This window comes from Aeromonas sp. A04, assembly GCF_047780465.1.
In the GTDB taxonomy this organism is placed as follows: Bacteria; Pseudomonadota; Gammaproteobacteria; order Enterobacterales; family Aeromonadaceae; genus Aeromonas; species Aeromonas bestiarum.
The window spans coordinates 297030-323045 of the sequence record NZ_JBLNHP010000002.1; the positions used below are offsets into that span (position 1 = coordinate 297030).

At 63.1% G+C, this 26016-nt stretch carries 22 protein-coding genes and 2 tRNA genes; 9 read left to right on the plus strand and 15 right to left on the minus strand.

What is annotated here, in order from left to right; genetic code table 11:
* From ACM3N8_RS09155 to ACM3N8_RS09175, 5 genes are all read right to left on the minus strand, one after another.
* Nucleotides 1–1020 (minus strand): ABC transporter ATP-binding protein, encoded by a 1020-nt coding sequence (locus tag ACM3N8_RS09155; RefSeq protein WP_043556351.1) that lies wholly within the window; start codon nucleotides 1018–1020, stop codon nucleotides 1–3.
* Nucleotides 1017–1925 (minus strand): ABC transporter permease, encoded by a 909-nt coding sequence (locus ACM3N8_RS09160; protein WP_098983113.1) that lies wholly within the window; start codon nucleotides 1923–1925, stop codon nucleotides 1017–1019. Before ACM3N8_RS09160 ends, ACM3N8_RS09155 begins: the two co-directional genes overlap by 4 nt.
* Nucleotide 1926: 1 nt before the next feature.
* Nucleotides 1927–2910 (minus strand): ABC transporter permease, encoded by a 984-nt coding sequence (locus tag ACM3N8_RS09165; protein ID WP_416016009.1) that lies wholly within the window; start codon nucleotides 2908–2910, stop codon nucleotides 1927–1929.
* A gap of 117 nt (nucleotides 2911–3027) precedes the next feature.
* Complete coding sequence (locus ACM3N8_RS09170; RefSeq protein WP_043135998.1) at nucleotides 3028–4713, minus strand: ABC transporter substrate-binding protein; 1686 nt, start codon at nucleotides 4711–4713, stop codon at nucleotides 3028–3030.
* 403 nt (nucleotides 4714–5116) lie between these two features.
* Nucleotides 5117–8554 carry an ATP-binding protein gene (locus ACM3N8_RS09175; protein WP_290017720.1) on the minus strand — a complete coding sequence of 1146 codons (3438 nt, stop codon included), beginning with the start codon at nucleotides 8552–8554 and terminating at the stop codon, nucleotides 5117–5119.
* 248 nt (nucleotides 8555–8802) lie between these two features.
* On the opposite strand from ACM3N8_RS09175, the gene ACM3N8_RS09180 reads away from it, so the two are divergent.
* Both ACM3N8_RS09180 and ACM3N8_RS09185 read left to right on the plus strand, forming a co-directional pair.
* A tRNA-Gly gene (locus ACM3N8_RS09180) sits at nucleotides 8803–8878 on the plus strand.
* Nucleotides 8879–8935: 57 nt separating this feature from the next.
* A tRNA-Cys gene (locus ACM3N8_RS09185) sits at nucleotides 8936–9009 on the plus strand.
* Nucleotides 9010–9092: 83 nt separating this feature from the next.
* Here ACM3N8_RS09185 and ACM3N8_RS09190 read toward each other — a convergent pair.
* Entirely contained in the window at nucleotides 9093–9386 is a 294-nt protein-coding gene (locus tag ACM3N8_RS09190; RefSeq protein ID WP_043136003.1) for a hypothetical protein, read from the minus strand.
* A gap of 214 nt (nucleotides 9387–9600) precedes the next feature.
* Between ACM3N8_RS09190 and ACM3N8_RS09195 the strand changes: the two genes are divergently transcribed.
* The 5 genes from ACM3N8_RS09195 to ACM3N8_RS09215 all read left to right on the plus strand — a co-directional run bounded on the left by ACM3N8_RS09195 (nucleotide 9601) and on the right by ACM3N8_RS09215 (nucleotide 14157).
* Nucleotides 9601–9801 carry a YbfA family protein gene (locus ACM3N8_RS09195; protein ID WP_043136007.1) on the plus strand — a complete coding sequence of 67 codons (201 nt, stop codon included), beginning with the start codon at nucleotides 9601–9603 and terminating at the stop codon, nucleotides 9799–9801.
* 314 nt (nucleotides 9802–10115) lie between these two features.
* A complete protein-coding gene (locus ACM3N8_RS09200) occupies nucleotides 10116–10622 on the plus strand; it encodes a GNAT family N-acetyltransferase (RefSeq protein ID WP_290017719.1) in 507 nt (168 codons plus the stop codon).
* Nucleotides 10623–10670: 48 nt separating this feature from the next.
* Nucleotides 10671–11972 carry a methyl-accepting chemotaxis protein gene (locus ACM3N8_RS09205; RefSeq protein ID WP_043136011.1) on the plus strand — a complete coding sequence of 434 codons (1302 nt, stop codon included), beginning with the start codon at nucleotides 10671–10673 and terminating at the stop codon, nucleotides 11970–11972.
* Nucleotides 11973–12139: 167 nt separating this feature from the next.
* Nucleotides 12140–12697, plus strand: coding sequence for a DUF3332 domain-containing protein (locus ACM3N8_RS09210; RefSeq protein ID WP_241278452.1), 558 nt, complete (start codon nucleotides 12140–12142; stop codon nucleotides 12695–12697).
* Between the two features lie 86 nt (nucleotides 12698–12783).
* Nucleotides 12784–14157 (plus strand): HD-GYP domain-containing protein, encoded by a 1374-nt coding sequence (locus ACM3N8_RS09215; protein ID WP_290017718.1) that lies wholly within the window; start codon nucleotides 12784–12786, stop codon nucleotides 14155–14157.
* Between the two features lie 68 nt (nucleotides 14158–14225).
* On the opposite strand, the gene ACM3N8_RS09220 is transcribed toward ACM3N8_RS09215, so the two are convergent.
* From ACM3N8_RS09220 to ACM3N8_RS09250, 7 genes are all read right to left on the minus strand, one after another.
* Nucleotides 14226–15284 carry an FUSC family protein gene (locus tag ACM3N8_RS09220; RefSeq protein ID WP_290017717.1) on the minus strand — a complete coding sequence of 353 codons (1059 nt, stop codon included), beginning with the start codon at nucleotides 15282–15284 and terminating at the stop codon, nucleotides 14226–14228.
* A 63-nt stretch (nucleotides 15285–15347) separates the two neighbouring features.
* Entirely contained in the window at nucleotides 15348–17093 is a 1746-nt protein-coding gene (locus ACM3N8_RS09225; protein ID WP_290017716.1) for a bifunctional molybdopterin-guanine dinucleotide biosynthesis adaptor protein MobB/molybdopterin molybdotransferase MoeA, read from the minus strand.
* On the minus strand, nucleotides 17090–17734 hold the full coding sequence (gene mobA, locus ACM3N8_RS09230) for a molybdenum cofactor guanylyltransferase MobA (RefSeq protein ID WP_043556365.1): 645 nt from the start codon (nucleotides 17732–17734) through the stop codon (nucleotides 17090–17092). The genes ACM3N8_RS09225 and mobA overlap by 4 nt, the downstream gene beginning before the upstream one ends.
* Nucleotides 17706–18401, minus strand: a complete 696-nt coding sequence (locus tag ACM3N8_RS09235) for an energy-coupling factor ABC transporter ATP-binding protein (protein ID WP_098983132.1) — start codon at nucleotides 18399–18401, stop codon at nucleotides 17706–17708. The genes mobA and ACM3N8_RS09235 overlap by 29 nt, the downstream gene beginning before the upstream one ends.
* Before the next feature lie 115 nt (nucleotides 18402–18516).
* On the minus strand, nucleotides 18517–19218 hold the full coding sequence (locus ACM3N8_RS09240) for an ABC transporter permease (RefSeq protein WP_043137869.1): 702 nt from the start codon (nucleotides 19216–19218) through the stop codon (nucleotides 18517–18519).
* Entirely contained in the window at nucleotides 19218–19346 is a 129-nt protein-coding gene (locus ACM3N8_RS09245; RefSeq protein WP_290017715.1) for a hypothetical protein, read from the minus strand. Before ACM3N8_RS09245 ends, ACM3N8_RS09240 begins: the two co-directional genes overlap by 1 nt.
* Before the next feature lie 64 nt (nucleotides 19347–19410).
* A complete protein-coding gene (locus ACM3N8_RS09250) occupies nucleotides 19411–20256 on the minus strand; it encodes a substrate-binding domain-containing protein (protein ID WP_290017714.1) in 846 nt (281 codons plus the stop codon).
* 250 nt (nucleotides 20257–20506) lie between these two features.
* On the opposite strand from ACM3N8_RS09250, the gene ACM3N8_RS09255 reads away from it, so the two are divergent.
* The gene (locus ACM3N8_RS09255) at nucleotides 20507–21862 is read left to right on the plus strand and encodes a sigma-54-dependent transcriptional regulator (protein ID WP_241278445.1); all 1356 of its coding nucleotides are present in this window, start codon (nucleotides 20507–20509) and stop codon (nucleotides 21860–21862) included.
* 25 nt (nucleotides 21863–21887) lie between these two features.
* On the plus strand, nucleotides 21888–24008 hold the full coding sequence (locus ACM3N8_RS09260) for a cache domain-containing protein (protein ID WP_290017712.1): 2121 nt from the start codon (nucleotides 21888–21890) through the stop codon (nucleotides 24006–24008).
* A gap of 110 nt (nucleotides 24009–24118) precedes the next feature.
* Here ACM3N8_RS09260 and ACM3N8_RS09265 read toward each other — a convergent pair whose 3' ends face one another.
* Together ACM3N8_RS09265 and ACM3N8_RS09270 are read right to left on the minus strand one after the other, a co-directional pair.
* A complete protein-coding gene (locus ACM3N8_RS09265) occupies nucleotides 24119–24985 on the minus strand; it encodes a helix-turn-helix transcriptional regulator (protein ID WP_103471061.1) in 867 nt (288 codons plus the stop codon).
* 15 nt (nucleotides 24986–25000) lie between these two features.
* A complete protein-coding gene (locus tag ACM3N8_RS09270; RefSeq protein ID WP_290017711.1) occupies nucleotides 25001–25858 on the minus strand; it encodes a formate dehydrogenase accessory sulfurtransferase FdhD in 858 nt (285 codons plus the stop codon).
* Nucleotides 25859–26016 lie beyond the last annotated feature (158 nt).

Sequence of the window (26016 nt, forward strand, 5' to 3'; positions counted from 1 at the left end):
TTAACAGCCAGCGGCCTTGTCCAGATAGATCAGGGGATCTTGTTGCTCATCCTGCGCCTCATGGAGGTGGCAGGCGGTCTGTTGTCCCGGCCGGATCTCGACCAGGCGGGTGTACTCCTGGCGGCAGCGCGCGTGCACCTTGCCGCAGCGGGCCTGAAAGCGGCAGCCGACCGGCACCTCCAGCAGGTTGAGCGGGGTGCCGGGGATCCCCTCCAGCACGGTTTTCGGGCCGTGCAGGGGCGGGAAGGAGTTGCCGAGCCCGCGGGTATAGGGGTGCAGGGGCGAGGTCAGGATCGCCTTGGAAGGCGCCACCTCGATCAGCTCACCGGCGTACATGATGCCGATGCGATCGCAGAACTCGACCATGAGCGACAGGTCGTGGGTGATAAACAGAATGGAGAAGTTGAACTGCTCTTTCAGGGCGTAGACCTTTTGCAATATCTCCCGCTGCACCACCACGTCCAGCGCCGTGGTCGGCTCATCCATGATCAAGAGCTCCGGGTTGAGCGCCATGGCGATGGCGATCACCAGCCGCTGGCGCATGCCGCCGGAGAACTGGTGCGGATAATCCCGCAGCCGGCTCGGGTGTATGTCGACTATCTCCAGTAGCACCTGGGCGCGCTTGATCGCCTCGTAACGGGTCATGCCGGGGTTGTGGGCCAGCAGCACGTCGCAGAACTGCTCTTCCATGCGCAGCACTGGGTTGAGCGCGTTCATGGCGGACTGGAACACCACGGATACCTGTTGCCAGCGGTAGGATCGCAGCCGCTCTTCGCCGTAGTGGAGTATGTTCTCCCCCTTGAACAGGATCTCGCCGCCACTGATGTAGGCGGGCGGCTTGTGCAGCCGGGCCACCGAGAAGGCGATGGTGGACTTGCCGCAGCCGGACTCGCCGGCCAGGCCGAATACCTCGCCGGGGGCTATGTCAAAGCTGACCGAGTTGACGGCGCGCACGTCGCCGCTCTCGGTGATGTAGTCGACGCAGAGGTTGCGTACCGACAGCAGGGGTGGGGTCTTCATGCTGTCCTCTCCTGTGGTGCTGAGACGGGCGCGGCGAGTTTTTTCCAGCGGTTGAGCCCTTTATGGGATCGCAACTGAGGGTTGGCTATCTCGTCGATGGCGAAGTTGAGCAGGGCCAGGCCCGCGCCCAGGGTGGCGATGGCGAAGCAGGGGGCCAGGATCTCCCACCAGGCACCCACCAGGATGGCGCTGGAGGTCTGGGCGTTGTAGAGCATGATGCCCCAGCTGACCACGGTCGGATCGCCGAGCCCCAGGAACTCCAGGGTCGCCTCGGTGACGATGGCGTAGATGATGGAGCCGATGAAGCTGACCCCTATGATGGAGATGAGGTTGGGCAGTATCTCCACCAGAATGATGCGCCAGGCTGGCTCCCCCAGCACCTCGGCGGCGATGACGAACTCTTTCTCGCGCAGGGCCAGGGTCTGGGCCCGGATGACGCGCGCGCCATAGGCCCAGGAGGTAAAGCCTATGATGAGCGCAATCACCGTCGGTGACGCCTCCCCGATAAAGCTCGCGAGCACCAGTAGCAGGGGGAGGTTGGGGATCACCAGCACCACGTTCATCAGGAAGGTGAGGCATTCGTCGATCACGCCGCCAAAGTAGCCGGCTGTGATGCCGATGGTGATGGCGAGGGCGCACACCAGTATGCCGGCACCGAAGCCCACCATCAGGGAGATGCGGGCGCCGTTGGCAAACTGGGACCAGATGTCGTGGCCCATGCGGGTGGTGCCCATCACGTACTCGGCGCTGGGGGGCTGGTGCGGACGGGAGACCCGCTTGGTCGGTTCGTTGCTGGCCAGCAGCGGGGCGAGCAGCGCCATCAGCACGAAGCTGACCACGATGAAGAGGCCGAAGGCGGCTTTCTTGTTGCCCAGCAGGATTTTCAAGATAGTCGGCATGCGCATCTTATTTGCCTCCTGTACGCAGACGGGGATCCAGGAAGACGTAGAGCACGTCGGCCAGGAAGTTGAAGCTGAGCATGGTGATGGTCATGATGAGCAGCTGCCCCTGGATGAGCGAGTAGTCGCGGGCCAGGATGCCCTGATAGAGGGTCAGACCCAGGCCGGGATAGTTGAAGATCACCTCGGTGATGAGAGAGCCGCCGATGACGAAACCGAGCGCCATGGAGAGCGCTGTGACGCTCGGCAGTATGGCGTTGCGGGCACCGTAGTTGAAGATGACCCGGTTGCTGGAGAGCCCCTTGGCCTTGGCCATGGTGATGTAGTCCTCCCCCAGCAGGTTGATCATGTTGTTGCGCATTGTGATGAGGAAGCCCCCCACCTGCACCATGGCCAGCGTCAGCACCGGCATGACGGCGTGCAGCATGATGCTCTTGATGTGTTCCCAGCCGAAATCGGCGGTGATCTCCGGGCTGTAGGCATAGCCGATGGGCAGCCACTCCAGACTGACCCCGAACAGAAAGAGGGCGAGCAGGGAGATGACCACGGGCGGAATGGCCTGCATCACCAGGGTGAGCGGGGAGAGGATGCTGTCCATGCGTCCCCCCCGGTGCCAGGCGGCGAAGATGCCGACGATGGAGCCGATGGAGAAGCTGAGGATGGTGGAGGTGCCCACCAGGAACAGGGTCCAGCCGATGGCGCGACCGAGCACGTCAGCGACCGGTTGGGGGTAGTAGCGCACCGAGGTGCCGAGATCCCAGGTGAAGACGCTCTTCACATAGGTGAGAAATTGGGTGCTGATGGGGCCGTCCACAAAGCCGAAGGTCGCCTTGAGGGCCTCCAGTGCGGCGGGTTCCATCATGGCGCCAGCCCGGGCAAACATGACGGAGACAGGATCCCCCGGCATGGCTCTGGGTAGCAGGAAGTTGATGGTGGCGGCCACCAGGAAGGCGACCAGATAGAAGGAGAAACGTCTCAGTATAAATCCCATGGTAAACCCTTTTACTGCAAGCCTGCCCCGCGCCGGGCAAAGCTCCCCCAACCCCGAACAATCAGAGGGATGGAAGACATGGCGGGGAAAATGGCCCCCCGCAGGGGGCCGGGGTGGTTAGCTGTTTGGCTTGAGTGACAACACGTGCAGCAGACGCTCCGGGGTATCCGGGTGAACCTGCGGCTTGGCGACCGGGTTGTCGGCACTGAACCAGCCGTGGAAACGCTTGGTGCTGTATTCGTACCAGGTCGGGTTGTTGAACACAGGGATTATGGTCTGGTTGGCACCGACCCTGTCCTGGATCTCGAACATGATGGCCTTCTGCTTGGCGGCATCGGCGGTCTGGGTGAAGTCATCGATCAGCTTGTCCAGTGCCGGATCCTTGTAGCGGGGCGCCGCAAAGCGGTTGCCACGCTCACCCATGTTGCGGGAGTGGAAGGCGGTCTCGAAGTACTTGTGCGGGTTGGCACCGGCGAAGTATCCCTGCAGGGCAACGTCGAAGTCACCTGTGATCAGGTTCTCGGTCCAGACGGTGGCTTCCGGGGTGGCGGTCTTGGCGTTCAGACCCAGGGCCTGCAAGCCTTCGACCCCGATCTGGGCTGTGTTGACCCAGTCGGTCCAGCCGTTCGGTACCAGCACCTTGAAGGTGATCTTCTGGCAGGTCGGGGTGTCGAGGAACTTGTCGCCGTCACAGTCCTTGTAGCCGGCCTGTTTCAGCAGGGCCTTGGCCCCTTCCAGGTCGAACTTGTTGAACTTGCCGTATTTCTTCTCGACTTCCGGGTTGTCCCAGGAGGCGAACGCCTTGCCCAGACCTGACGGGTATTCGTTGACGGTCGGGTAGCCGTAGCCGGCGATGTCCACCATGGACTGACGGTCCATCGCCATGGAGAAGGCGCGGCGGAAGTTGATGTCGTTGAAGGCTTCGTGGTTGCCGGGATTCTTGGTCTGGAAGTTGACGTTGAATGCCACTGTACCTGAGGCCGGGAACCAGTACTTGTTGTTCTTCGGATCGTTGCCGACGTAGAGGCGCTCTATGTCCGGCACGAAGGAGCCGAACCAGTCCACATCACCCTTCATCACGGCGGCCAGCACCTGATCGTTGGTGGCCATCTGCGGCATGCGCAGGCAGTCGATGGAGAGGTTGGCGTTGTCCCAGTAGTGCGGGTTGCGGCACTGGGTGTAGAGCTGGGCGGAGAAGTTGTCCACCTCGGTGAAGGGACCTGTGCCGACCGGCTTGTCGTTGGTGAAGGCAACCGGATCCTTCACGGATTTCCACTGGTGCTCGGGGACTATGGGCACCAGTACCAGGTCATTCACCACGTTGGTGTTGACGTCGGTCAGCTCGAACTTGACCTTGTTGGGGGCCAGCTTCTCGACGCTCTTGATCTGGGTCCAGATAGAGCGCTCGTCCAGCGCCTTGTTGGCCTTGACCAGATTGAAGGAGAAGAGGATGTCATCGGCGGTGAAGGGCTGACCGTCAGACCACTTGACCCCGTCACGCAGATCGAAGGTGACGGATTTCAGGTCATCGCTGAAGGCGTAGTTGGTGGCCAGACGATAGACGGGTTTGCCCCCTTGCATATCGTTGAAGATCACCAGAGGTTCATAGATGAAGTGACGTGTGGTGTGCAGCAGGCCCGCTTGCAGGAAGGGGTTGAAGTTCTTGACCCAGGCGGTCTCCTGTTGGGCGACCAGAGTCAGCACAGTCTTGTTGTCGGCAGCCATGGCAGTGCCGGCAGCCCCGGCCAGCATCATGGTTCCCAGCAGTACAGCAGTAGAGATTTTGGATACTTTGGCAAGCATATTATGTCCTTTCTTATTTATATTCCTTGTTCGGATTTGAGCACCGACATCGCATGCTGTGGAGGTCGGCCCTCAATGTTGGTCAGGTTTTTCACCCTTGTAGTTGTGTCATCCAACGTCCCTAGCAAAGCAGAGTTAACAGGAAAACAACAACTGTTCCGTTCGTCGATATCGTAAAAATCACGGCCCTTACGTCAATTTCGTCAAAATGACTTTTAACTCATTTTAAATCATTAAGTTATGTTATTTGCTTTGGCGTAATAAGTCCCCATCCATACGCTCGTCATGACAATTGTGTGAATTGGATCGGCTCTCGTTTTGACGCCTTTTGCCTGCTTAATTCTGCACAAAAAAAAACCGCCCCGGCAAGTGTGAGCCAGGGCGCAGATCGGGGCGGGTCATGTCAGGGTTTGCGGTTGGCGAGTTGACGCAGGGTCTGGGCGCTGTGGTGCAACTGCTGGCGCTGGGGATCGCTCAGGGGGCCGTGGGTGAGCACGTACTCGGCGGTGGCCACCACCGTCTTCCAGCGCGGCGCCTTGGGCAGGGTGTCCAGGCTCAGGTATTTGTCGAGGGTGCGGGTCTGGGGGCTGGATCTGTCCATGTAGACCCGCCACAGCTTGCTCTTCTCCGCCAGCACTATCTTGCCCTTGCCCGTGCTCTGCTGCCAGGCATCCAGGGTGAGGCGCATGGTATCCACCAGGGCCCGGCGCAGCGGCTCGTCATCCTGCTGACGGATGAGATCGTCGGCGAGCGATCGGAACTCTCCCCCCAACCGGCTCAGCTCACCCAGCAGCTGACCGTCCTCTATGATGGCCTGGCGCGACAGGCTCTTGAGGGCATTCTCCAGCGCCATCACCCGGTTCTCGTCCTGGCGCGGTTCAGTGCTGAGGGTGAGGGCGAAGGCGGCCTGTCCCCCCAGGCTGATGGGCAGGGCACGGGCATTGAGCTCGTCCTTCAGCCCGGCCACCAGGAATTCCAGACGCTGCTCCTGGCGGGCCTTCAGATCGGGCCACTGGGTGGCCAGCGGGCTGGCCAGCCAGTCGTCCAGCGGCTGACCCTCCATGGCTTCCGGCTCCTGGCCCAGCAAGCGGGCCAGCACCCGGGAGGCAAACAGCACTGTGCCCTGCTCGTCGATGAAGACCATGGGATCGGCCCCTTCGCCAAGCAGGGCCAGCAGCCGTTCCTGATCCTGATGCAGCCGCTCCTGCAGGGTGAGGCGGTGCTCTATCTCCTGTTTCAGCAACCGGTTCTCCACCAGAGAGGCGCGGCCAGCCCGGGCTTCCAGCAGTGCCCTGACCCGGGCAAACAGCTCCTCCTTGCAGAAGGGTTTCACCAGATAGTCGTTGGCGCCGGCGTTGAAACCCTCTTCTATATCCTTGGGCTGGTTGAGGGCTGTGAGCAGCAGCACCGGCAGCTGATCCTTGGGATGCTGCTGGCGCAGGCGGCGGCAGACGTCAAATCCCGACAGGGTCGGCATCATGACATCCAGCAATATGAGGTCCACTGGCTCCTGGGCCAGCTTGGCCAGCGCATCGTGGCCGTCGCTGCTGGGCAGTATGCGGTAGCCGCAGGGCTGCAGCAGGTGGCGCAGTATGTGCAGGTTGATGGGCTCGTCATCCACCACCAATATGAGTGGCGCATCCTCGGGGGGAGGGGGGAGGTCATCGCTCTCCCAGTCCGGCAGGATGAGCGGCTGCTGGCGCACCAGCTGGTGCTCGATCTGGCGGCTGTCCAGCGTCAGGCTGCCCGCCTTGCCGCTGGCGAGCGGCAGGGTGAAGGCGAAGGTGGAGCCGACGCTCGGCTCGCTCTCCACGAACAGCTCACCCCCCATCAGGTGCACCAGCTGGCGGGTGATGGAGAGGCCGAGGCCGGCCCCCTGCTTGCTCACTTCCGGGCTCATCTGCACCAGCGGCTCGAAGATGTGCTCCAGATGGTCCGGGGCTATGCCGATGCCGGTGTCGGTCACCCTGATGCGCAGGAAATTGCCCTCCACCAGGGCGCTCAGCACCACCTTGCCCTGCGGCGTGTACTTGATGGCGTTACCCACCAGGTTGTAGAGCACCTGTTCGAGCCGCTGTTCGTCGGCCAGCACCGGCGGCAGCTCCGCCGGGCTTATGTCCACCAGGGTGAGGGGCTTGGCCTGCACCAGGTGCTGGCAGAGATCCAGCACCAGCCGTATGACTCCCTTGGAGGCGACGGGCTGGGGATGTATCTCCAGCTGGCCGTAGCGCATCTGGTGGTAGTCGAGCAGATCGTCCACCAGCCGGGCCAGGCCGTCAGCACTCTTGATGATGAGGCCGAGCTGCTTCTGCTGCCCCTCGGTGAGATCCTGCTGGCTGGCGAGCATGGATTCGGCCATCCCCTTGATGCCGTGGATGGGGGTGCGCAGCTCGTGGGAGGTGTTGGCCAACAGCTCATCCTTGAGCTTGTCCGCCTGCTGCAGGCTGAGGTTCTGCTTGTGGGTCAGCTTGACCTGCTGCTGCAGCTCCTGGGTCTGGCGTTCGATGAGCTCTATCTTGTCCTTCACCGAGCGCTGCATGTGGCGAAACGCCTGGGCCAGCCTGTCTATGTCATCGTCGGTGCGGGGGATTGTGATGGGGTGATCCAGCGCACCGTCGGCCACCTGCTCGGCGGCGGCGGTGAGGGAGCGCAGCGGGGCCGTGATGGAGTGGGAGAGCCAGCGCGAGAACAGGATCAGCAGCAGCAGGGAGCCGGCCCCCAGCAGGATCACCAGGGTCTCCAGCTGACGGATGGGGCGGTAGGCCTCGCTGGTGGAGATCTCGGCGATGAAGGCCCACTCGGTGTCGAACACCTTCACCTGGGTGTAGGCGGCCAGCACCTCGTCATCGTGATAGGAGCGAAACAGCCCGACTCCCTGCTCACCCGAGAGGGTCTTGACCACCAGCGGGGTCTGCAGGGGCCTGAAATTGGGGCTGAAACTGTTCTCCACGCTGAATTCCGGCGCCAGCCAGGCATTGGCGCGCATCCGCTTGTCCGGGCCTATGAGGATGGTCTCGCCGGTCTCGCCGAGGCCTTCCCGCTCCGCCATGATTTGGTTGAGCTTGTCCGGCAGCAGCTCGAAGATCACCACGCCGCGCACATAGTCGTACTGCATCACGGGGGCGGCCATGTAGGCGACCACCTGGCCGGTCAGCTCGTTGCGGCCAAAGTCGGTGAATTCGAAGATCTGCTGCGGCTTCTGGCCGCCGTCGAGGCGCCGTTTTATCTTGGCGAAGGTGCTGCCAAGGCCGCTCGCCTGATAGGGGCCCGAGAGCAGGTTGGTGGCGAAGTTGGGACGCTTGGTGACCGAGTAGACAACGTCTCCGTTGAGATCGATGAGGAAGATGTCGCTGTAGTTGGATTTGCGCACCATGTCGGCATAGCCGCGATGAAAGCGCTGGTGCACCCGGCCATACATCTCGTCCGCCAGGATCAGCGCGCTGATGGAGGGCTCGATGTCGGCCTTGTCGTCGGGTTTTTGCAACTGATCCCAGGAGCCGGGCACATAGCGGGCCTGGGCGCGAGCGCGGGCCTCCTGTGGCGTGACGCCGAGTTTTTCGAAGGCACCGGTGAAGCCATAGAAGCGGCCGATACTGTTGCCGGCAAAATCCTGCTGGGAGAAGTTGATGATCTGTTCTTTGAGGTTGCCGAAGTAATCCTCCAGCTGGCTCTTCTTGATGTTGCGCACCGACACCAGATGATTGGAGGTCTGGGTGGTAAGATCTTTGCCGTGGCTGTAGAGGAAGAACAGGGTGACGACCAGGAAGGGCACCATGGCCAGCATGAAAAAAGCCAGCATTAGCTGCGGCCTGAGCCCACGAGGCTTAAAGATCCATTTCATCGTGTGATTTTCAATTGAGAATCCAGTTACTAAGCGCCACAAGTCTCTGACTAAAGACTAATCATTTCAATGACTTTATCTTAAATTCGCCTGTGGGGTCACAGCCTGATGTGGTTTTTTTGGCCAAGCCGTCTAAACCCTGAGCAAACAGCACGGGCAAGGGCTAAAAGTGCGAAAAAAGGGTTGTGCCCGCGCTTGGGGTACGTATAATGCGCCTCGTTGTCAGGTAACTGGCACACGGCAGTCTGGCGGGAATAGCTCAGTTGGTAGAGCACGACCTTGCCAAGGTCGGGGTCGCGAGTTCGAGTCTCGTTTCCCGCTCCAATTTCTCATAGCACCAACTATGGGTATCACTTTCAAGGCAATCAGCCTTGTCAGCATGGCGCGTTAGCAAAGCGGTTATGCAGCGGATTGCAAATCCGTTTAGTCCGGTTCGACTCCGGAACGTGCCTCCATCATCTTTCTGTTCAGCATTATCCCTGCACCAAGCTCCCACACATTCATGTGTGTGTTTCTGTTTCCCGTTATTCAGGTTTTCTCAATATCCCTGCTGCGTCAGCAAGGGTTCGCAGCCCTGTTGTTGCCACTCCCGTTCCAGATAGCGATTGACCTCCACCAGATCCTGTCCCCGGAATTGAAACTGCACCTCGGCCGAATGCTCGGTCAGATCCATCATCTTCTGTTTCAACTGGCCGCATTGCCACAGGCTGATGGTCGGAGCCCCCTTGTAGGCCAGCTCTATGCTGTCGTTTTGATTGAGCCGCCAATCCTGCCACTCCGACCAGAGCAACAGACCCAACACTCCTATGATCGCCACTTCTGCGGGTTTCATCGCACAGACTCCATGTTGACTGCCAACTCATTAAATCTGGTCAAACGGCGCCGCTTTGCCAGATTTTGTTGCTTGTAAGTTAATGGATGTAACCTAATTTCATTTTGTGGCTTTTGACGAACTTTTTTGCGAAAAAACGAGGTTGTTGGTGTAGTAATCCTACAAATTGTGGAGTAATCTTTGCTCAGTGGTCTTACCAGTAAGGAGTGCTATCATGTTTCATCCCTATTCCCTGACTCAGATAATTCTTCGTCGCATCTATGTGCTGCTGGTGGGTATTCTGGCCTTCCCCGTGATGCTGTTTCGCAGTGATCGCGCCCGTTTCTACAGCTATCTGCACCGCATCTGGAGCAAGACCAGCACCAAGCCGGTGTGGCTCAAGATGAGCGAACGTGGTGAGCGGATCTTCTACTAAGCTCGGCTTCAGACAAAAAAGACAGCTTCGGCTGTCTTTTTTATTGTTATCAAGAGATTGCAGCAACCGGCCTGGTGGGTGACCAGGTCATGTCTCGCCCGGTTTGCCCTGGCTGTCAGGCTGCTTGGCCCCGTCCTCTGGCGGGGCTTTTTTGATCGCCCGCCGCGGGCTGGATGTGGCTGGCACGTGGGAGTCGGCATCCCCGGGTACGGGAGTCCGGTCGCCTTGCCAAGGGGGACATATCTGCACACACTGCTCCCTCCACAAGGCGCGCCTTGTCATGTTTGGAGCCGTGATGACACCAGGAGGTGCAGATGATCATTCGTCAGGCAACGCAGGCTGATATTCCCGCATTGGTGAGTCTGCGCATGGAGCTGTTTTGCGAGGTGGGCGAGCTGAGCGATCCGCTGGCCGATCTGGATCTCTGGCAGGCGACCCGCGCCTATTTCAGCACGGCGCAGGCCGATGGCAGCGCGCGCTCCTGGGTGGCCGAGGTCGGGGATGAGGTGGTGGCGAGCGGCACGCTGGCTCTGTTCGTGCGGCCGCCCTATCCCGGCAACCTGTCGGGGCGGGAGGCCTATCTGCTCAACATGTATACGCTGCCGGCCTACCGCAAGCAGGGCATGGCCAGCGCCCTGCTCGATGCCATGGTGGCCCATGCCAGCGCCGAACGACTGGGCAAGGTGTGGCTGCATGCCAGCGATGAGGGGCGCCCTCTGTATGAACGGGTCGGTTTTGTGGCCAATCCGGCCTATTTGGAGTGGTCGGCCACCCCTTCCCCGTTGCTATCTGAGCGCCGAGAAGCTAGAAACCTTGACTAAGATCAATTCAGGCGGGGGAGCTTTCCCTGATGACGAGGTATAGACAAGATGTTCAATCTTAAACTCAAAGCCGAACTGCTGGCTTGTCAGGAGCAATTGACGCAGGCACAGACCTTTATCGATGCGGTCAAGGGCGGGGTGGCGGTGATCACCTTCAGCCCAGAGGGGCAGATCCTGGATGCCAATCCGCTGTTTCTGGGGGTGGTTGGCTACAGCGAACAGGAGGTCGTGGGCCAGCCGCACCGGATATTTTGTGACGGCCTGTATGCCCAGTCGAGCGCTTACCAGCAGTTCTGGGAGCAGTTGCGTCAAGGGCGCAGCCACAGTGGCGTGTTCCGGCGGCTGAACAAGCAGGGCCACACCCTGTGGCTGGATGCCACCTACTTCCCGGTCAAGCAGGGGGGGCGTGTGGTGCGGGTGATCAAGATTGCCTCCGACATCACCCACAGCCATGAGCAGTTGCTGAGCCAGGAGGCCACCTCGACCGCCCTCGATCGCTCCCAGGCCATCATAGAGTTCACCCCCAAGGGGGAGATTGTCAGCGCCAACCAGAACTTTCTCTCCTGCATGGGTTACTCCTTGTCGCAGCTCAAGGGCCAGCATCACAGGATCTTCTGCGATGAGAGCTTCTATCGGGAGCAGCCGCACTTCTGGGAGGATCTGGCCAAGGGACAGGTCAAGTCCGGGTTGTTCCTGCGTCGCACCAGCCATGGCAACGAGATCTGGCTGGAGGCGAGCTACAACCCCATCAAAAACGAGGCCGGCAAGGTGATCAAGGTGATCAAGTTTGCCAGCGATGTGACCGAGCGGATCCAGCGCGCACAGGCGGTGAGCGAGGCGGCCCGCATCGCCCACAGCATATCGCAGGAGACGACCAGGGCGGCGGCAACCGGGGCGACCCTGCTCAACTCCTCGGTCAGCATCTCCACGGCCATCTCGGAGCAGGTGGGCCGGATGTCCGATCTGATCGGGCTGCTCAACGAGCAATCCAAGAGTATCGAGGCCATCGTCTCCACCATCAGCAGCATCGCCGAGCAGACCAACCTGTTGGCGCTCAATGCGGCCATAGAGGCGGCGCGGGCCGGGGATCAGGGCCGTGGCTTTGCCGTGGTGGCGGATGAGGTGCGGCAACTGGCCGCCCGAACCTCCCTCTCTACCAGCGAGATTGACAGCGTGGTACAGAAAAACCGTGAACTGACGGCGCAGATCACCAACAACATCAACGAAGTCGCCGTGAGTGCCCTGCGTGGCAAGGAACAGATCGTCGAGGTGAGCAGCGTGATGGTACAGATAGAGCAGGGGGCGACCAACGTGACCCAGACTGTTTCGGGTCTGGCCATCGGCGCCTGAGTCATTTTTCCTCCCCGAGCACGGCTGCCGTCCTGGCGGCTGTGCACAATCCGAGCGGTCAGCTCACCAATCTGAACCCCTGCTGTATCACCCCCTGCTTGTCAATTGCCCGCCGGGGGCGGCCTGTTTAGGCTTGCCGCCTCACGATTCTGGAGCAAGAAAACGTAATGGCAACAAGAGCAAAAAGCAGGGCCTTGGCCCTGTTGGCGGGCATGCTTGCGAGCATGGGGTTGAGTGGTTGCATGGGGCAGATGGGGCTCTCCTCCATGGTGACCAAGGGCAATCTCAGCGTGGTGGACAACCGTTACGGTCGGGCCGGGGTCTTCCTGTTGCTCTCCCCCGTCTATGGTCTGGCGGCGACGGCGGACTTGTTCGTGTTCAATACCATAGAGTTCTGGTCGGGCAAGAACCCCATCACCGGCAAGTCACCTGCGCTGGTGGATCAGAAGCTCGATGCCCTGATCAAGGTCAACCAGCATCTGGACCCGGCTCTCAACAAGGTGCCTTTGGCCATGTTGCCGCAAGGGGTGCGCGAGGTCGAGATGAGCTATCCGGATGAACGTACCGCCCAGATGGAGGTGCACTACCTGGATGGTCGCAGCAGCCTGATGCGCGGTGAAAAGCGCGGCGAGCTGCTGGATATCTACTTCGATGGCCGGCTGGTCTCGACCCTGACTCAGGCCCAGCTGGACGATGCTGCGGTCGCTGGCCGTGTGCAGGCCTGATCCTGCAGGTCCGAGATCCGTTCTGGCCTGAATTGGGTATAGTATTCCCTGCATGCAACATTGCCATTGTGGCCAGGGAGTAGCTTATGACCTTCAGCGGTCTGCGATTATCGGAACTGATCGGTTCCCTCAGTCATGCCCTCGACATGACTGAGGGGCAGCCCAGAGGGCACTGCATCCGTTGTTGCTGGATTGGTTCCCGGCTGGGGGAGCAGCTTGGCCTGGATGCCGGGCAGCGCCACGACCTCTATTACACCCTGCTGCTCAAGGATCTCGGTTGCAGCAGCAATGCGGCCCGCATCTGCGAGCTCTATCTCACCGACGATCTGCACTTCAAACGCGATTTCAAGCTGGTGGATGGCTCCCTCTCCGAGGTGGTCAACTTCGTGCTGGGCCACACCGGCCTGCAGGCCGATCTGCTGGGGCGCTTTCGCAGCCTGTTTCACATCTTTCGCAACGGCGATCAGATTGCCAACGAGCTGATCCAGACCCGCTGCCATCGTGGCGCCGATATCGCTCGCCAGCTGCGCTTCAGCGATGAGGTCGCCGGCGGCATCCTCTCTCTCGACGAGCACTGGAATGGCAAGGGGCGGCCGTTGCAGCTGGCTGGCGAGGCGATCCCGATCTTCTCCCGCATCGCCCTGCTCTGTCAGGTGGTGGATGTGTTTCATGCCGCCGTAGGCCCGCAGGCCGTGCTCAAGGAGCTGCGCGGGCGCAGTGGCAGCTGGTTCGACCCCGAGCTGGTCAGGCAGTTTGAAGCCATGGCCGATGAGTATTTCTGGCAAGGGCTGGCGGATCCCCAGCTGGCTGAGTGGGTATTTATCCATCCGGCCGGGCAGGGGGAAGTGGCGCTCGATGAAGATTATCTGGACGAGATCGCCGCCGCCTTCGGTCAGGTGGTCGACTCCAAGAGCCCCTACACAGCCGGTCACAGCGGCCGGGTGGCACTCTATACCGATATCCTCGCCACCCAGATGGGGATCCCGGAGCCACGGCGGCGCTGGCTCAAGCGGGGTGCCCTGCTGCACGACGTGGGCAAGCTTGGGGTGAGCAACGCAATCCTCGACAAACCGGACAAGCTGAATGCCGATGAGTGGGCGGCGGTGCAGATGCATGCCGCCTATACCGAGGAGATCCTGAGCCGGATCGGTGCCTTCAAGGAGCTGGCCCAGGTGGCGGGGGCCCATCATGAGCGGCTCGACGGCAAAGGCTATCCCAAGGGACTCAAGGCAGAGGAGATTGCCCTTGAGACCCGCATCATCACCACGGCCGACATCTTCGATGCCATCACCGCCAAGCGTCCCTATCGTGGTGCCATTCCCGTGCCCCAGGCGCTGGAGATGATGGCCGAGCAGCTGGGATCCGCCATAGACCCCGACTGTTTTGCCGCGCTGGAGGCGGGGATCAAGGATTTCTCCATCTACCTCACAGCCGAGCAGCCGCTGGCGGATGCCAGTTAACGCGGGTTGCGTACATGGCTTGAGTGGTCAGCGCGATATGACAACGCCCCGCATTGCGGGGCGTTTTGCTATGTGTGGCTCTGGCTGCGGGGCGGGTACATCACCAGCCCCAGCAGGCGGCGCAGGTGGGTGAGCTGTTCGGTGAGCTGCAGACTCAACCAGAGATAGCCGCTGATGGCGGCCTCGCCCCTGGCATCGAGCCGCACCCGGGTCGCCGCTTCCTGCAACTGGGTGATGGCTTGCTCCGATCCCTTCAAGTCGCCGCTCTTGAGCATGAGTGCCAGCTCGATCATCAAGGCTTCGGTCGCCTGCTGGCAGGCACGCAGCTCGGGTGTGCTCTGCATCAGAAAGTGGCTCTGGCGATCGCTCCAGTAGGTGTTGGCCAGCATCTCCAGGGTGCAGAGGGTGTTGCGCATCGTGGTCTGGATGGCCTCGAACAGGGCGCTGCCAAGGCGAGTCTCCTTGACCGCCGGGGTCAGCAGGGGGCGCAGGCTGACCATCTTGGAGAGCAGACGAGAGTGGCTTTGCGCCAGCCTGGGTCGCTCCAGAATGTTGGGGGAGAGGTGGGTATGGTAGAGCCGGTGCGCCTGCAGCAGGGTGTCGTGCATCTGCAACCGCCAGTGGCTGTAGGCGCGCTGGGGGTAGATGCTGCAAAACAGCAGCGCCAGCAGGGAGCCCAGGATCACGTCGGCACTGCGCCACAGCGCCGTCTCTATGTCCCCCGGCATGGCTCCCATGGTGACGCCCAGGGTGATGCCGATGAGCAGCCCCACGTAGGGGCGCTTGCCGAGCGCCAGATAGCCGCACAGGAACATGATGCAGCCGCACCACACCAGGGTCAGCGGCAGGGAGTAGAGCTCCAGATAGAGGGCCACCACACCGCAACCGGCGCCGAAGATGGTGCCGACCACACGTTGCAGGGCCCGTGACAACACATTGCCCCAGAACGAGATGGGGCCCATCACCACCACTAGCGTGATCAGCGGCCAGGTGCTTTCAGGCAGTTTGAGTTCGCGGGTCAGCAGAAAGGTGAGCATGAAGGCGAGCGCGATGCGCAGGCCGTGGACGATGCGATAGCGGCCATAGATCAGCAGATCGAGCCGGGAGAGCGGGGTATTCAGGCGCAAGGGACAAGCCTCGGGTCATGGGCGCAAACACCCCGCCACGCCCGGCGGGGTGATCGCTATGTATCAGGCCACTCGTCCCTGGAGTGGGTGGATCCAGACCCGCTCGCCGACCGCGATGGCCGGCTGGGCGGGGACAATTTCAATCAGGCAGTTGGCCTCGGCCATGGAGCTGAGAATGCCTGAGCCCTGCGGCCCGGTAGTGCGCACCCGCAGCACGCCGCTGGCATCCTGATGGAAGACGCCGCGCAGAAACTCGGTGCGGCCAGGGCGGCTCTGCATCTTCTGCTCGGCCTGTGCCGACAGGCGCAGCGGCTGCCAGAGCCGGCCCTGCAGGCGGGCGATGGCGGGCTCGACAAATTGCAGGAAGCAGACCATGGCCGCCACCGGATTGCCCGGCAGGCCGAAGAAGGGGGTCTGCCCCAGTTTGCCAAACGCCAGCGGTCGGCCCGGCCGCATCTGGATGCGCCAGAAGGCTATCTGGCCAAGCTCGGCCAGCACCTGCTTGATGAAGTCGGCATTGCCCACCGAGACGCCGCCCGAGCTCAGCACCAGATCGGCGTCGGCCGCGGCCTGTGCCAGCTGTCGGCGCAGTATGGCGGGATCATCTGGGATGATGCCCAAGTCCATCACCTCGCAGCCGGCGGCGGCGATGAGCGCCATCAGGGTGAAGCGGTTGCTGTCGAAGATATGGCCCGGAGCCAGCGCCTCGCCCGGCGCCTGCACCTCGTCACCTGTGCTGAACAGCGCCACCTTGAGCGGGGTACGCACGCTGAGAGTGGCTTGACCGAGCGATGCTGCCAGTCCCAGCTGGGGGGCGCCGAGGCGAGTCCCGGCCGGGATGGCGACCGCGCCCTTGGCGAGATCTTCCCCGGCCAGCCGCACGTTCTGCCCCGCCTTGATGGGGGCGCTGAGGGTGACCCAGTCGCCGTCAACTTGAGTCTCTTCGCGCATCACCACAGTATCGACGCCGGGGGGCAGTGGGGCGCCGGTCATGATCTGCACAGCCTGACCCGCCAGTACCGGCTCGTGGCGCTGCTGGCCCGCCAACACCTGACCCACCAGTTGCCAGCGATCGGCGGCGAGGTCGTCGCCGCGCAGGCCAATCCCGTCCATCGCCGAGTTGGCGTGGGGGGGCACATTGATGGGGCTGACGAGATCCCTCGCCAGCACTGCGCCGTGGCTGCGGGCCAGCGGCGTGTCCGTGCTGCGGGTGGCGGGCTCGAGTGCGTCAAGGATGGCCTGGCGCGCACCTTCGACCGACAAGAAGCCGGCCCCCGGCGCCTGCTCCTGCTGCCGGCTCTGCGTCAGGTAGGCGCAGACGAAGTCGGCGATGGCGTCCAGATCATTGATATCGAGCCGGGGCAGGGCTGTCTCCTGGGGCTGATCGCTTGCCAGGGCTATGATGTCGCGATCAATCGGGAACAGCAGCGGCTTGCCTAGCGCGGCGCGGTGCAGCTCTATCTTGGGGAAGTGTTCGTGCTTGAACCCCTCCACCAGCAGCAGGTCGAGGCTGGTTTGATCGAAGCTGGCCAGCAGCTCGCGAAAATCGGCCTCGGCCAGCTCGGTTTCAATCATTCGTGCATGGCGGCGACGGGAGGCGACCATCATCTGGCTGGCACCGGCCTTGCGCAGGCGATGGCTGTCCTTGCCCGGCTGGTCTATGTCGAAGTCGTGGTGGGCGTGCTTGAGCACCCCGAGGCGCAGGCCACGACTCACCAGCATGGGGATGAGCTGCTCCAGCAGCGTGGTCTTGCCGGTACCGCTCCAGGCAGCAAAGCCGAGCAGGGGCAGGGTGGGGGCCGGGGTCATGGGGTGGCTCCTTGTTGGGGGTCGGTAGACGAGTTCAGCAGGCGCGCCTCGTAGGCGGCCAGCTCGGCCGGACTGTTGAGATTGATGAAGGCATCCGGCTGGTCGGCAAAGCTCACCACCGCCATCCGGTGGCGGGCAAACCAGATATCTATCTTGCGCTCCCCTTCGGCCAGGGCTCGGGTGAGCGACGGCAGCAGGGACTTGTGCAGCAGGGCGACCACGGGTTGCAGCCAGTCGCCGTCGTGGGCCACCACCAGCTCGGTATCCGGGGTGAGGGCGGCGCGAAAGCGGCTCATCAGATCGCGGGGCAGGGCGGGGCCGTCGCAGGGGACGAACAGCACCCAGTCGTGGCGCGCGGCGGCAAGGCCGGCCTGCATGCCCGCCAGCGGACCCAGATAGTCCGGGTTGTCGTCGCTGATGACAGGAGCCAGCGCCTGATAGCGGGCCTGACTGCGGTTGGCGTTGATCAGGATCTCGTCGACCTGGGGCCTTAGCCGGTCAAGCACGTGGTCGATGAGCGGGCGGCCCGCAAGCTGGACCCAGCCCTTGTCTTCGCCCCCCATGCGGGTGGCGCGGCCACCGGCCAGGATCACGGCAGAGACGGGGAAGGCATCAGTTCTGGGTTCGCTGTTTGAGGTCATGTCGCTCGATGATTTTCAAAGGGGTGGGTTCGTGCAGCCGGCCCCGGGCTAGGGTCCATTGCCGCTCGCACAGGTCGGTCAGATCGTTGCTCTGGTGGCTGATGATGACCAGGCCGCTGCCTTGTTCCCGCAGATCTTGCGCCAAGGCGGCCATCAGGGCAACCGAATGTGCATCCAGATTGGCGGTGGGTTCATCCATCAGCAAGAAGGCGGGCTGCAGCGCCCAGGCGCGGGCCATGGCCAGACGCTGGCGCTCGCCGCCGGACAGAATGCTGATGTGCTCCCGCGCCAGCCCCTCCAGCTCGACCCGGCGCAGCGCCTCGAACACCCGTACCTCGTCGGCGGCCTGATGACCGAGGGCCCAGGCCACGTTGTCGTGCACGCTGCGATCGAACAGATAGGGGGTCTGGTGCAGGTAGGTGACCCGGCCCGGGCCGGGATCCCGTGTGATCCACTGCTCGAGCCTGGCGCGCCAGCCCCGGGCCAGGTTGGTGTGGCCCAGGGTCGGCGTCAGCAGGCCGGCCAGTATCTTGAGCAGCGTGGTCTTGCCCACCCCGTTCGCCCCGCGCAGCCAGATGGCGTCGCCCGCCGCGATGGAGAGCCGCTCTATCTGGAACAGGTTGCGCTCGCCAAAGCGCATCATCAGCTGGTGGGCGGTCAGGGCCATGGGGTACTCCAGTTGATAAACAGTGGGGGCATGGTCGGTTCTTCAACTCGCTGTGACCACGACAGAGATGGGGTCAGCAGCATCCGGTCAGGGATAACAGTGCGCGGCGCCATGGTCAGTTTTTCAAATAACTGTGACCGCGGCACGCAGTCAGCAGCAGGTTGAGCAGCAGGGCCAGGCTCAGCAGCACTATGCCGAGCGCCACCCCCTGGGCAAAGGCGCCCTTCTGGGTTTCCAGCGCGATGGCGGTGGGGATGTTGCGGGTGAAGTGCAGGATATTGCCCCCCACCATCATGGAGCAGCCCACCTCGGTGACGATGCGGCTGAAGGCGCCGATCACCGCCGCCAAGAGGCCGAAACGGCACTCGCGCATCAGCCCGAGCAGCGCCCTCGGCCAGGAGAGCCCCAGGGTGAGCGCCGTCTCCCAGGCGCGTCTGTCGCTCTGGATAAAGGCGGCGTGGGCCATGGTGGCGATGACGGGGAAGGCGATCAACATCTGTCCCACCACCATGGCCTGCTGGGTGAACAGCATCTTCCAGTCGCCGAAGGGGCCGGCCCGCGACAGCAGCATGTAGAGCAAGAGGCCAATCACTACGGTCGGCACCGACTGCAGGGTGTTGATGCAGGAGAGCCAGAGCCAGCGTGCCGGGATCGGCAGATAGGCGAGCGCAAAGCCGAGCAGCAGCGCCGGCACCAGCACCAGCGCCAGTGCCAGGCAGGAGACGGAGAAGGAGACCCCCACCACCTGCCACAGATCTGTGTCGCCCCCGAACAGCAAGGCAAGCGCCGCCAGCGTTGTATCCAGCAGAGTCGGCATTAGACGCTTGCCTCATGGGGCAGGGCGAGGGCCGTCAATGCGGTCATACCCAGCAGGGTCGGCATCAGGCGTCTCTCCTCATGGGGTAGGGCGAGGGCGGCCAGCGTCGTTTCGATCAGGGTCGGCATCAGACGCTTCCCCTATCGTGCGGGGCGAGAGCCATCCATGTAATCGTATGGAACAAGGGCTGCATTATTTCCCGTTGGCATCGGCCACAAACAGCGCCTGGCCTGCCACCTTGAAGTCACCGATAAGCGTCTGGCCGTGCTCGGAGACCAGCCAGTTCTTCAGGGTGCGGGCCCCTTCGGTATTGAGATCCGGGTAGCGCTTGGGGTTGACCAGGATCACCTGATAGGGGTTGAACAAGCGCTTGTCGCCCTCCAGCAGCACGGCGAGATCCAGCTTGCTCTGATAGGCCAGCCAGGTGCCGCGGTCGGTCAGGGTATAGGCGCCAAGCTCGGAGGCCATGGTCAGGGTCGGGCCCATGCCCTGGCCGATGGACTTGTAGCCGGCAAACTCGGGTTTGACGTCGGCCGCCTGCCACAGGGTCTTCTCCTTGATGTGGGTGCCGGACTCGTCGCCGCGGGAGATGAAGGTCTGCTTCTTATCCTTGATGGCCTGCAGCGCCCTGGCTGCGTCGTGCAGCTTTCCCAGACCCGCAGGGTCTTTCGCCGGGCCGACGATGACGAAGTCGTTGTACATCAGGTGCACCGGCTCTATGCCAAAGCCCGCGTCAACAAAGGCTTTTTCGGCAGACGGAGCGTGGGTCATCACCAGATCCGCGTCGCCATTTTCGCCCATCTTCAGGCTCTGGCCGGTACCGGCCGCCATCACCTGCACCGGATAACCCGTCTCCTTGGTGAACTGGGGCAGCAGCCAGCCCAGCAGGCCGGACTGCTCCGTGCTGGTGGTGGTGGCGAGGCGAATGGGCGCCTTGGCGCTCTCGGCGTGGCTGGCTGTGCTCAGCAAGGGGAGGCTCAGCAGCAGGGCGGTGGAGAGGGCAAGGGCGAGACGTTGGCGCACGGTTCCTGTGATCATGATGTTCATCGTATCCGGGTGATGGGGAGAGGGCAGGAATAAGCAAGCAGGGTGCCAAGCTGGCCGCATGCTGCCAGCAGCATGGTTTTCAATGCTAAAACAGTCGGTTAACGGCGTTAATTGCGTGATGGCCCCGTCGCTTTTAATAAAGGGGGTTGGCACTGGGGGCCGGTTAGCGACAAAATGTCCCACAGTTTATAAGGTCGGTGGGACAATCCCGGAACCTTGTCGAATCTGAGGTACTTTTTTCATGACTGCACCCGCCAGCCGTTGGTCCGCCCTCTCTCTGCTCATCGTCGATGACGAGCCCGGCATGCGCAGCTTTCTGGCCAAGGCGCTGGCCAGGCGCTTCGCCCAGATAGAGACGGCCGCCAGCGTGGAGGAGGCGGAAGCCCTGCGCTGCCGTCTGCATTTCGATCTCATCATCGCCGACATCCGGCTGCCGGGGCGCTCCGGCATCGAGTGGCACGAGGCCATAGACCCCGCCACCCGGCGCAGCGACATCATCTTCATGACCGGCTTCGGCGACATGGAGACAGCCCTCAAGGCGTTGCGGCTCGGCGCCAGCGACTTCATCCTCAAACCCTTCAATCTGGATCAGATGGTGCAGGCGGTGGACCGGGTGATAGAGCGCCGCCAGATGGAGCGGGAGAACCTGCTGCTGCGCCGGGAGGTGAGCAAGCTGTTCCCGCCCACCCTGATAGGCGACAGCGCCAAGACCCGCGAGCTCAAGACGCTCATCGCCAGAGTGGCCCCCTCCAACGCCGCCGTGCTGGTGGAGGGGGAGTCCGGCACCGGCAAGGAGCTGGTGGCCCGCGCCCTGCACCAGCTTTCCGGCCGCATGGGGGCCTTCGTGCCACTCAACTGCGCCTCCATCGCCCCCGAGCTGCTCGAAAGCGAGCTGTTCGGCCACGTGCAGGGGGCCTTCACCGGCGCCCGCAAGGGGCGTGACGGCCTGTTCCGGGTCGCCCACCAGGGCACCCTCTTTCTGGACGAGATAGGCGAGATGCCGCTCGCCATGCAATCGTCCCTGCTGCGGGTGCTGGAGCAAAAAGCCATTCGGCCGGTCGGTGCCGAACGTGAATTGTCGGTGGATGTGCGCATCGTCGCCGCCACCAACCGCAACCTCAAAACCGAGGTGGAGGCGGGCCGCTTTCGGGAAGATCTCTTCTATCGCCTCAACGTGGTGGCGCTGCCGGTGGCGCCCCTGCGCGATCGCGTCGACGACATCCCGGCCCTGGTGCACCACTTCACCCGCCAGCTCACCGCCGAGATGGGGATGGGCTCGCTTAGCTGGACTCACGAGGACGTGGTGGCCATGCAGGCCTATCCCTGGCCCGGCAACGTGCGCGAGCTGCGCAACCTGATCGAGCGCTGCCTGCTGCTGGGCAAGCCCCCCGCCGACTACTGGCAGAGCAGCAAGGCGGCAGAACAGGGGGCGAGCGAGGAGGGCTATCCGCTGGCGTGGCCGCTGGCCGAGGTGGAGAAGGCCCATATCCTGCAGGTGGTGGCGAGCCATGATGGCAACAAATCCGCCGCCTCCCGGGTGCTGGGGGTGGCGCGCAAGACCCTGGAGCGCAAGTTCAAGGAGTGGGCCATCGAATGACAACCCGCAACCGGACGGCGCCGCTATGACCCTGCTGCCGCGCTGGCTCAAGACCAAGGTACGCTGGCGCCTGCTGCTGCTCACCTCGGTGCCCATCATGCTGACCCTGGTGGGCATGATAGGGCTGACGCTTTACTGGACCCTCACCTACAGCTGGCAGAACCTGCTCACCAATGTGCGCGGTGACCTGGGGGTGGCCCACCATGCGGTCAATGTGCAGCAGCAGCGTCAGGCCGAACATCTGGAGCACCTGCGCGATGCCTGGGCCTTCCAGCTGCGGCTGCGCCAGACGCCCGAAGCGCTGCCGGCCTGGGTGATGCCGCTGGCGGCCAACTACGATCTCGACTTTCTGCGCCTGCGCAGTGGCGCCGAACTGGAACTGCTGACGGCCAGGGAGCGCACGGCCCTCGCCGCCGGGCGCAGCGTCAGCCACTTCGTGGTCTGGTCGCGGGAGCAGTTGCTGACCCTCTCGCCCGCCCTTGCCAGCCGCGCCGTGCTGGACAGGGAGCACACGGCCGCCCCTGGCCAGGAGACCCGGGGGCTCGTCAGCCTCTCCCTGACGCCCGTCATGGCCAGAGACGGCTCCCTCTGGGCCGTGCTGGAGGGGGGCGAGCTCATCAACGGCAGTACCCGGCTGGTGGACGAGCTCAAGGGGCAGGTGTTTGCCAAGAATACCCTGCCGGATGGGAGCATAGGCACTGTCACCTTGTTTCTCGGCGATCTGAGGGTGAGCACCAACGTGCCCGCCAGCAGCAGTCGCCAGCTGGGGCGGGCGGTGGGGACCCGGGTCTCGGCACCGGTGCGCGAGCAGGTGCTGGATCGGGGGGAACTGTGGGTCGACCGCGCCTTCGTCCACGACGCCTGGTATGTCTCCGGCTACGAGCCCCTGCTCGGGGCGCACGGCGAGCGCATCGGCATGCTCTACGTCGGCTTTCTGGAGTGGCCCTTCATTCGCACCTACCTCACCAACCTGCTGGAGCTGGGCTCAGGCGTGGTGCTGCTCCTGCTGCTATCGGGCCTGCTGGTCTATCGCGGCGCCCGGGATCTCTTCACCCCCATAGAGCGGATGCACGGCGTGGTGCGTCAGGTGCAGCATGACCAGTCGGCCAGGGTGGGGGCGCTGCCGCTCGACCCCGACCACGAGCTGGCCCAGCTGGGGCGCCAGTTTGACGCCATGCTGGATCGGCAGGCGGCGCACCAGCAGCAGCTGGCCCGCAGCGCCGACGAGCTGGAGCAGAAGGTGGCCGAGCGCACGGGCAGTCTGGAGCAGAAGACTGCCGAGCTGGAACACCATATCCATATGCTGACCCAGGCGCGCCAGCAGCTGCTCATCAGCGAGAAGCTGGCGGCCCTCGGCGAGCTGTGCGCCGGGGTGGCCCACGAGATCAACAACCCGCTGGCGGTGATCCTCGGCAATGTGGAGCTGATGAAGCTGGAGTTGGGAGAGGCGGCCGCCCCGGTCAGCGAGGAGCTGGCGCTGGTGCTGGCCCAGATAGAGCGCATTCGCGCCATCACCCGCAGCCTGCTCCAATACTCCCGCCCTGGCGACTACGAGACGGCGCCGGTGTGGCAGCACCTCACCCCCATCATCGAAGAGAGCCTGACTCTGGTCCGCTCCGCCCTGCGCCAGCAGCAGGTGAACCTGGTGGCCGACTTGCAGGCCCAGCAGCCCATAGAGGCGGATCGCCAGCAGCTGTTGCAGGTGCTGATAAACCTGCTGGTCAACGCCAGCCACGCGCTGGGAGAGCAGGGGGAGATCCGGGTCGAGAGCCGCGACTGGTTCGAGGAGGCGGGTGGGCTGCAAGGGGCCGAGGTGCGGGTCATCGACAACGGCAGCGGCATAGATGCCGCCATCATGGACAAGATCTTCGACCCCTTCTTCACCACCCGTGCCACAGGCACAGGTCTGGGGCTGGCCCTGAGCCATCGCATCATCAGCCGCTGGGGCGGGGAGCTGGTGGTGGACTCCACTCCCGGGCAGGGGAGCTGCTTTACCATCAGGCTGCGCAGCCATGCCCTGCTGCCCAGCGGCGGCGAGCCCGCCCAGCTGGAGGGGTGGCGCATTGCGCTCGGGGCCGAGGGGCGCGGATCTGGCTCGGCGGGGCATGAGCCTGACTCGGCAGCGGGTGAGTCACGGCCTGGGTAAGCGCCTGCCCATTTATCAGAGCGGATGGCAATAAAACAGACGGGCCTGCCAGGGTGGCAGGCCCGTGCTGGTCAGGGCTGTCGGCACAAAGAGAGGGCTGGCCGCTTTCGCTACTGCGGGCTCCACACCAGCTTGCCGCTCTGGGTCAGGTCATAGCCGCCGAGGCGGGCGGCCAGCTCGCGCCCCTCGGGGGATTGCAGCCAGCCGATCAGCTGTTGCAACAGGGTGCGAAAGAAGACCCCCTGCGGCATCACCAGATCGAAGCACTCCTGCGACAGAGGCATAAAGCCGAGGCCAAACTCGGTGGCCGTGCTCTGGGCGCCGGGCCCGACATCGGCATCGCCCCGGCTGATGGCGGCGGCCAGCTCCCGCTCGCTGTTGACCTGCACAGTGCTCTCCAGCCTGGTCAGCGACTCCCCCTGGGTTTGCAGCCACTCCTGCAGGGCGCGCTGGCTGCCGGCCCCCTCCTGGCGCATGGCCCAGCGCCAGTCGAGCGCCTGTTTTGCCTCCTGCGGCTGCAAGCCCTGGCGCAGCACCAGCCCCTGTACCCGCCGAAAGCCATGCACTATCACCCATTGGCGGTGGCCCTGATACTGCTGCACCAGCGCCGGGTGGCGCAGGTGGGCCTCTTCGGCCTGACCCCAGTGAATGGCGCACAGATCCACATGGCCGCGTGCCAGCATCGCCAGCCCCTGGCGAGTGCCGCAGGGGGTGTAGCCCACCAGCGCCTGGGTGCCAAGCTGCTGGGCCAAACGGCTGCTGGCGTAGTGCAGCAGCACGTCGTCGGATCCCGCCAGCAGCAGCCGGTCGTTCATCACCCCCTCGTGGCAGCTGCCGAGCAGCCAGCGATCGAGCAGGGAGCGCGGAAACAGCCACTTGCCGGTCGCCTTGGTGGCGGGAATGCGCGCCTCGTTGGCGAGCTGGTAGACCTTCTTCTCGTTGAGATCGAGATACTCGGCCACCTGCTTCACGTTCATAAACTCGTTCATGGCTTAATCCCGCATCCCGCGACCGGCCGGGCTTGGCGCCAGCACAGGCGGCCTCTCGTCCAGCTCAAGATGCTGCCGGCCGGTAAAGACCTCGAAGTGGCGCCCCTTGGCGCGGGCAATCATGGTGATGCCGAGCTGGCGGGCGAGATCCAGCCCCATCTGGGTAACTCCTGAGCGCGACAGCAGCACAGGAATGCCCATCTGCGCCACCTTGATCACCATCTCCGAGGTGAGCCGGCCCGTGGTGTAGAAGATCTTGTCGCTGCCGCTCTCGCCGGTCATCCAGAGCTCGCCGGCCAGGGTATCCACCGCATTGTGGCGTCCCACATCCTCGACAAAGGAGAGGATTTCGCTACCGCGACAGATGGCGCAGCCATGCACGGCACCCGCCATCTTGTAGGTTTCGTTATGGGCCGACAGCGCCTTGAGCAGGGCGTAGAGGGTGCTCTGTTTAAGCTCTGGCGCCGCCAGCATCACCCCTTCCAGCTTCTTCATCACGCTGCCATACATGGTGCCCTGACCGCAGCCGGAGGTGACCGTCTTCTTCTCCAGCGCCTGGTCGAGATCGGCGGCCTGCTGGCTGCTCACCACGGCGGCGGCCTCGCTCTCCCAGTCGACGATCACTGACTCTATGGCCGAAATATCCTCGATAAAGCCCTGATTTTTGAGATAACCCAGCACCAGCGCCTCGGGGCGGGCACCCAGCGTCATCAGGGTCACTATCTCCTTCCAGTTGAGGTAGACCGTCAGTGGGCGCTCGCAGGCGATTTGGCGGGTTTGCATCGTGCCCTGTTCATCCATCACCTCGACGGCCATAGTGAGCTGGGCGGCAGCATTGCTTTTGATAAAGGTCGGTGTCATGGGCCCCTCGCGACCGGTTGCCGGGATCTAAGAGGAGGGATATAGCAAGTTTTGTTCCAGTCTATCTAGTAGGGAAAGACGAGTGTTTTGCAAAGAGGTATGGTACGGCGTTTTTGTTAATAAACATGACTGGACAAATTACTGTAAGAGTATGAATA

Coding starts and splice junctions, on each gene's coding strand:
- ACM3N8_RS09270 (WP_290017711.1), bottom strand. CDS start 25,858: ATGACACCGACCTTTATCAAAAGCAATGCTGCCGCCCAGCTCACTATG.
- mobA (WP_043556365.1), bottom strand. CDS start 17,734: ATGACCTCAAACAGCGAACCCAGAACTGATGCCTTCCCCGTCTCTGCC.
- ACM3N8_RS09225 (WP_290017716.1), bottom strand. CDS start 17,093: ATGACCCCGGCCCCCACCCTGCCCCTGCTCGGCTTTGCTGCCTGGAGC.
- ACM3N8_RS09235 (WP_098983132.1), bottom strand. CDS start 18,401: ATGGCCCTGACCGCCCACCAGCTGATGATGCGCTTTGGCGAGCGCAAC.
- ACM3N8_RS09265 (WP_103471061.1), bottom strand. CDS start 24,985: ATGAACGTGAAGCAGGTGGCCGAGTATCTCGATCTCAACGAGAAGAAG.
- ACM3N8_RS09195 (WP_043136007.1), top strand. CDS start 9,601: ATGTTTCATCCCTATTCCCTGACTCAGATAATTCTTCGTCGCATCTAT.
- ACM3N8_RS09160 (WP_098983113.1), bottom strand. CDS start 1,925: ATGCGCATGCCGACTATCTTGAAAATCCTGCTGGGCAACAAGAAAGCC.
- ACM3N8_RS09245 (WP_290017715.1), bottom strand. CDS start 19,346: ATGCCGACCCTGATCGAAACGACGCTGGCCGCCCTCGCCCTACCCCAT.
- ACM3N8_RS09170 (WP_043135998.1), bottom strand. CDS start 4,713: ATGCTTGCCAAAGTATCCAAAATCTCTACTGCTGTACTGCTGGGAACC.
- ACM3N8_RS09155 (WP_043556351.1), bottom strand. CDS start 1,020: ATGAAGACCCCACCCCTGCTGTCGGTACGCAACCTCTGCGTCGACTAC.
- ACM3N8_RS09240 (WP_043137869.1), bottom strand. CDS start 19,218: ATGCCGACTCTGCTGGATACAACGCTGGCGGCGCTTGCCTTGCTGTTC.
- ACM3N8_RS09215 (WP_290017718.1), top strand. CDS start 12,784: ATGACCTTCAGCGGTCTGCGATTATCGGAACTGATCGGTTCCCTCAGT.
- ACM3N8_RS09200 (WP_290017719.1), top strand. CDS start 10,116: ATGATCATTCGTCAGGCAACGCAGGCTGATATTCCCGCATTGGTGAGT.
- ACM3N8_RS09205 (WP_043136011.1), top strand. CDS start 10,671: ATGTTCAATCTTAAACTCAAAGCCGAACTGCTGGCTTGTCAGGAGCAA.
- ACM3N8_RS09190 (WP_043136003.1), bottom strand. CDS start 9,386: ATGAAACCCGCAGAAGTGGCGATCATAGGAGTGTTGGGTCTGTTGCTC.
- ACM3N8_RS09255 (WP_241278445.1), top strand. CDS start 20,507: ATGACTGCACCCGCCAGCCGTTGGTCCGCCCTCTCTCTGCTCATCGTC.
- ACM3N8_RS09175 (WP_290017720.1), bottom strand. CDS start 8,554: ATGAAATGGATCTTTAAGCCTCGTGGGCTCAGGCCGCAGCTAATGCTG.
- ACM3N8_RS09165 (WP_416016009.1), bottom strand. CDS start 2,910: ATGGGATTTATACTGAGACGTTTCTCCTTCTATCTGGTCGCCTTCCTG.
- ACM3N8_RS09250 (WP_290017714.1), bottom strand. CDS start 20,256: ATGATCACAGGAACCGTGCGCCAACGTCTCGCCCTTGCCCTCTCCACC.
- ACM3N8_RS09210 (WP_241278452.1), top strand. CDS start 12,140: ATGGCAACAAGAGCAAAAAGCAGGGCCTTGGCCCTGTTGGCGGGCATG.
- ACM3N8_RS09260 (WP_290017712.1), top strand. CDS start 21,888: ATGACCCTGCTGCCGCGCTGGCTCAAGACCAAGGTACGCTGGCGCCTG.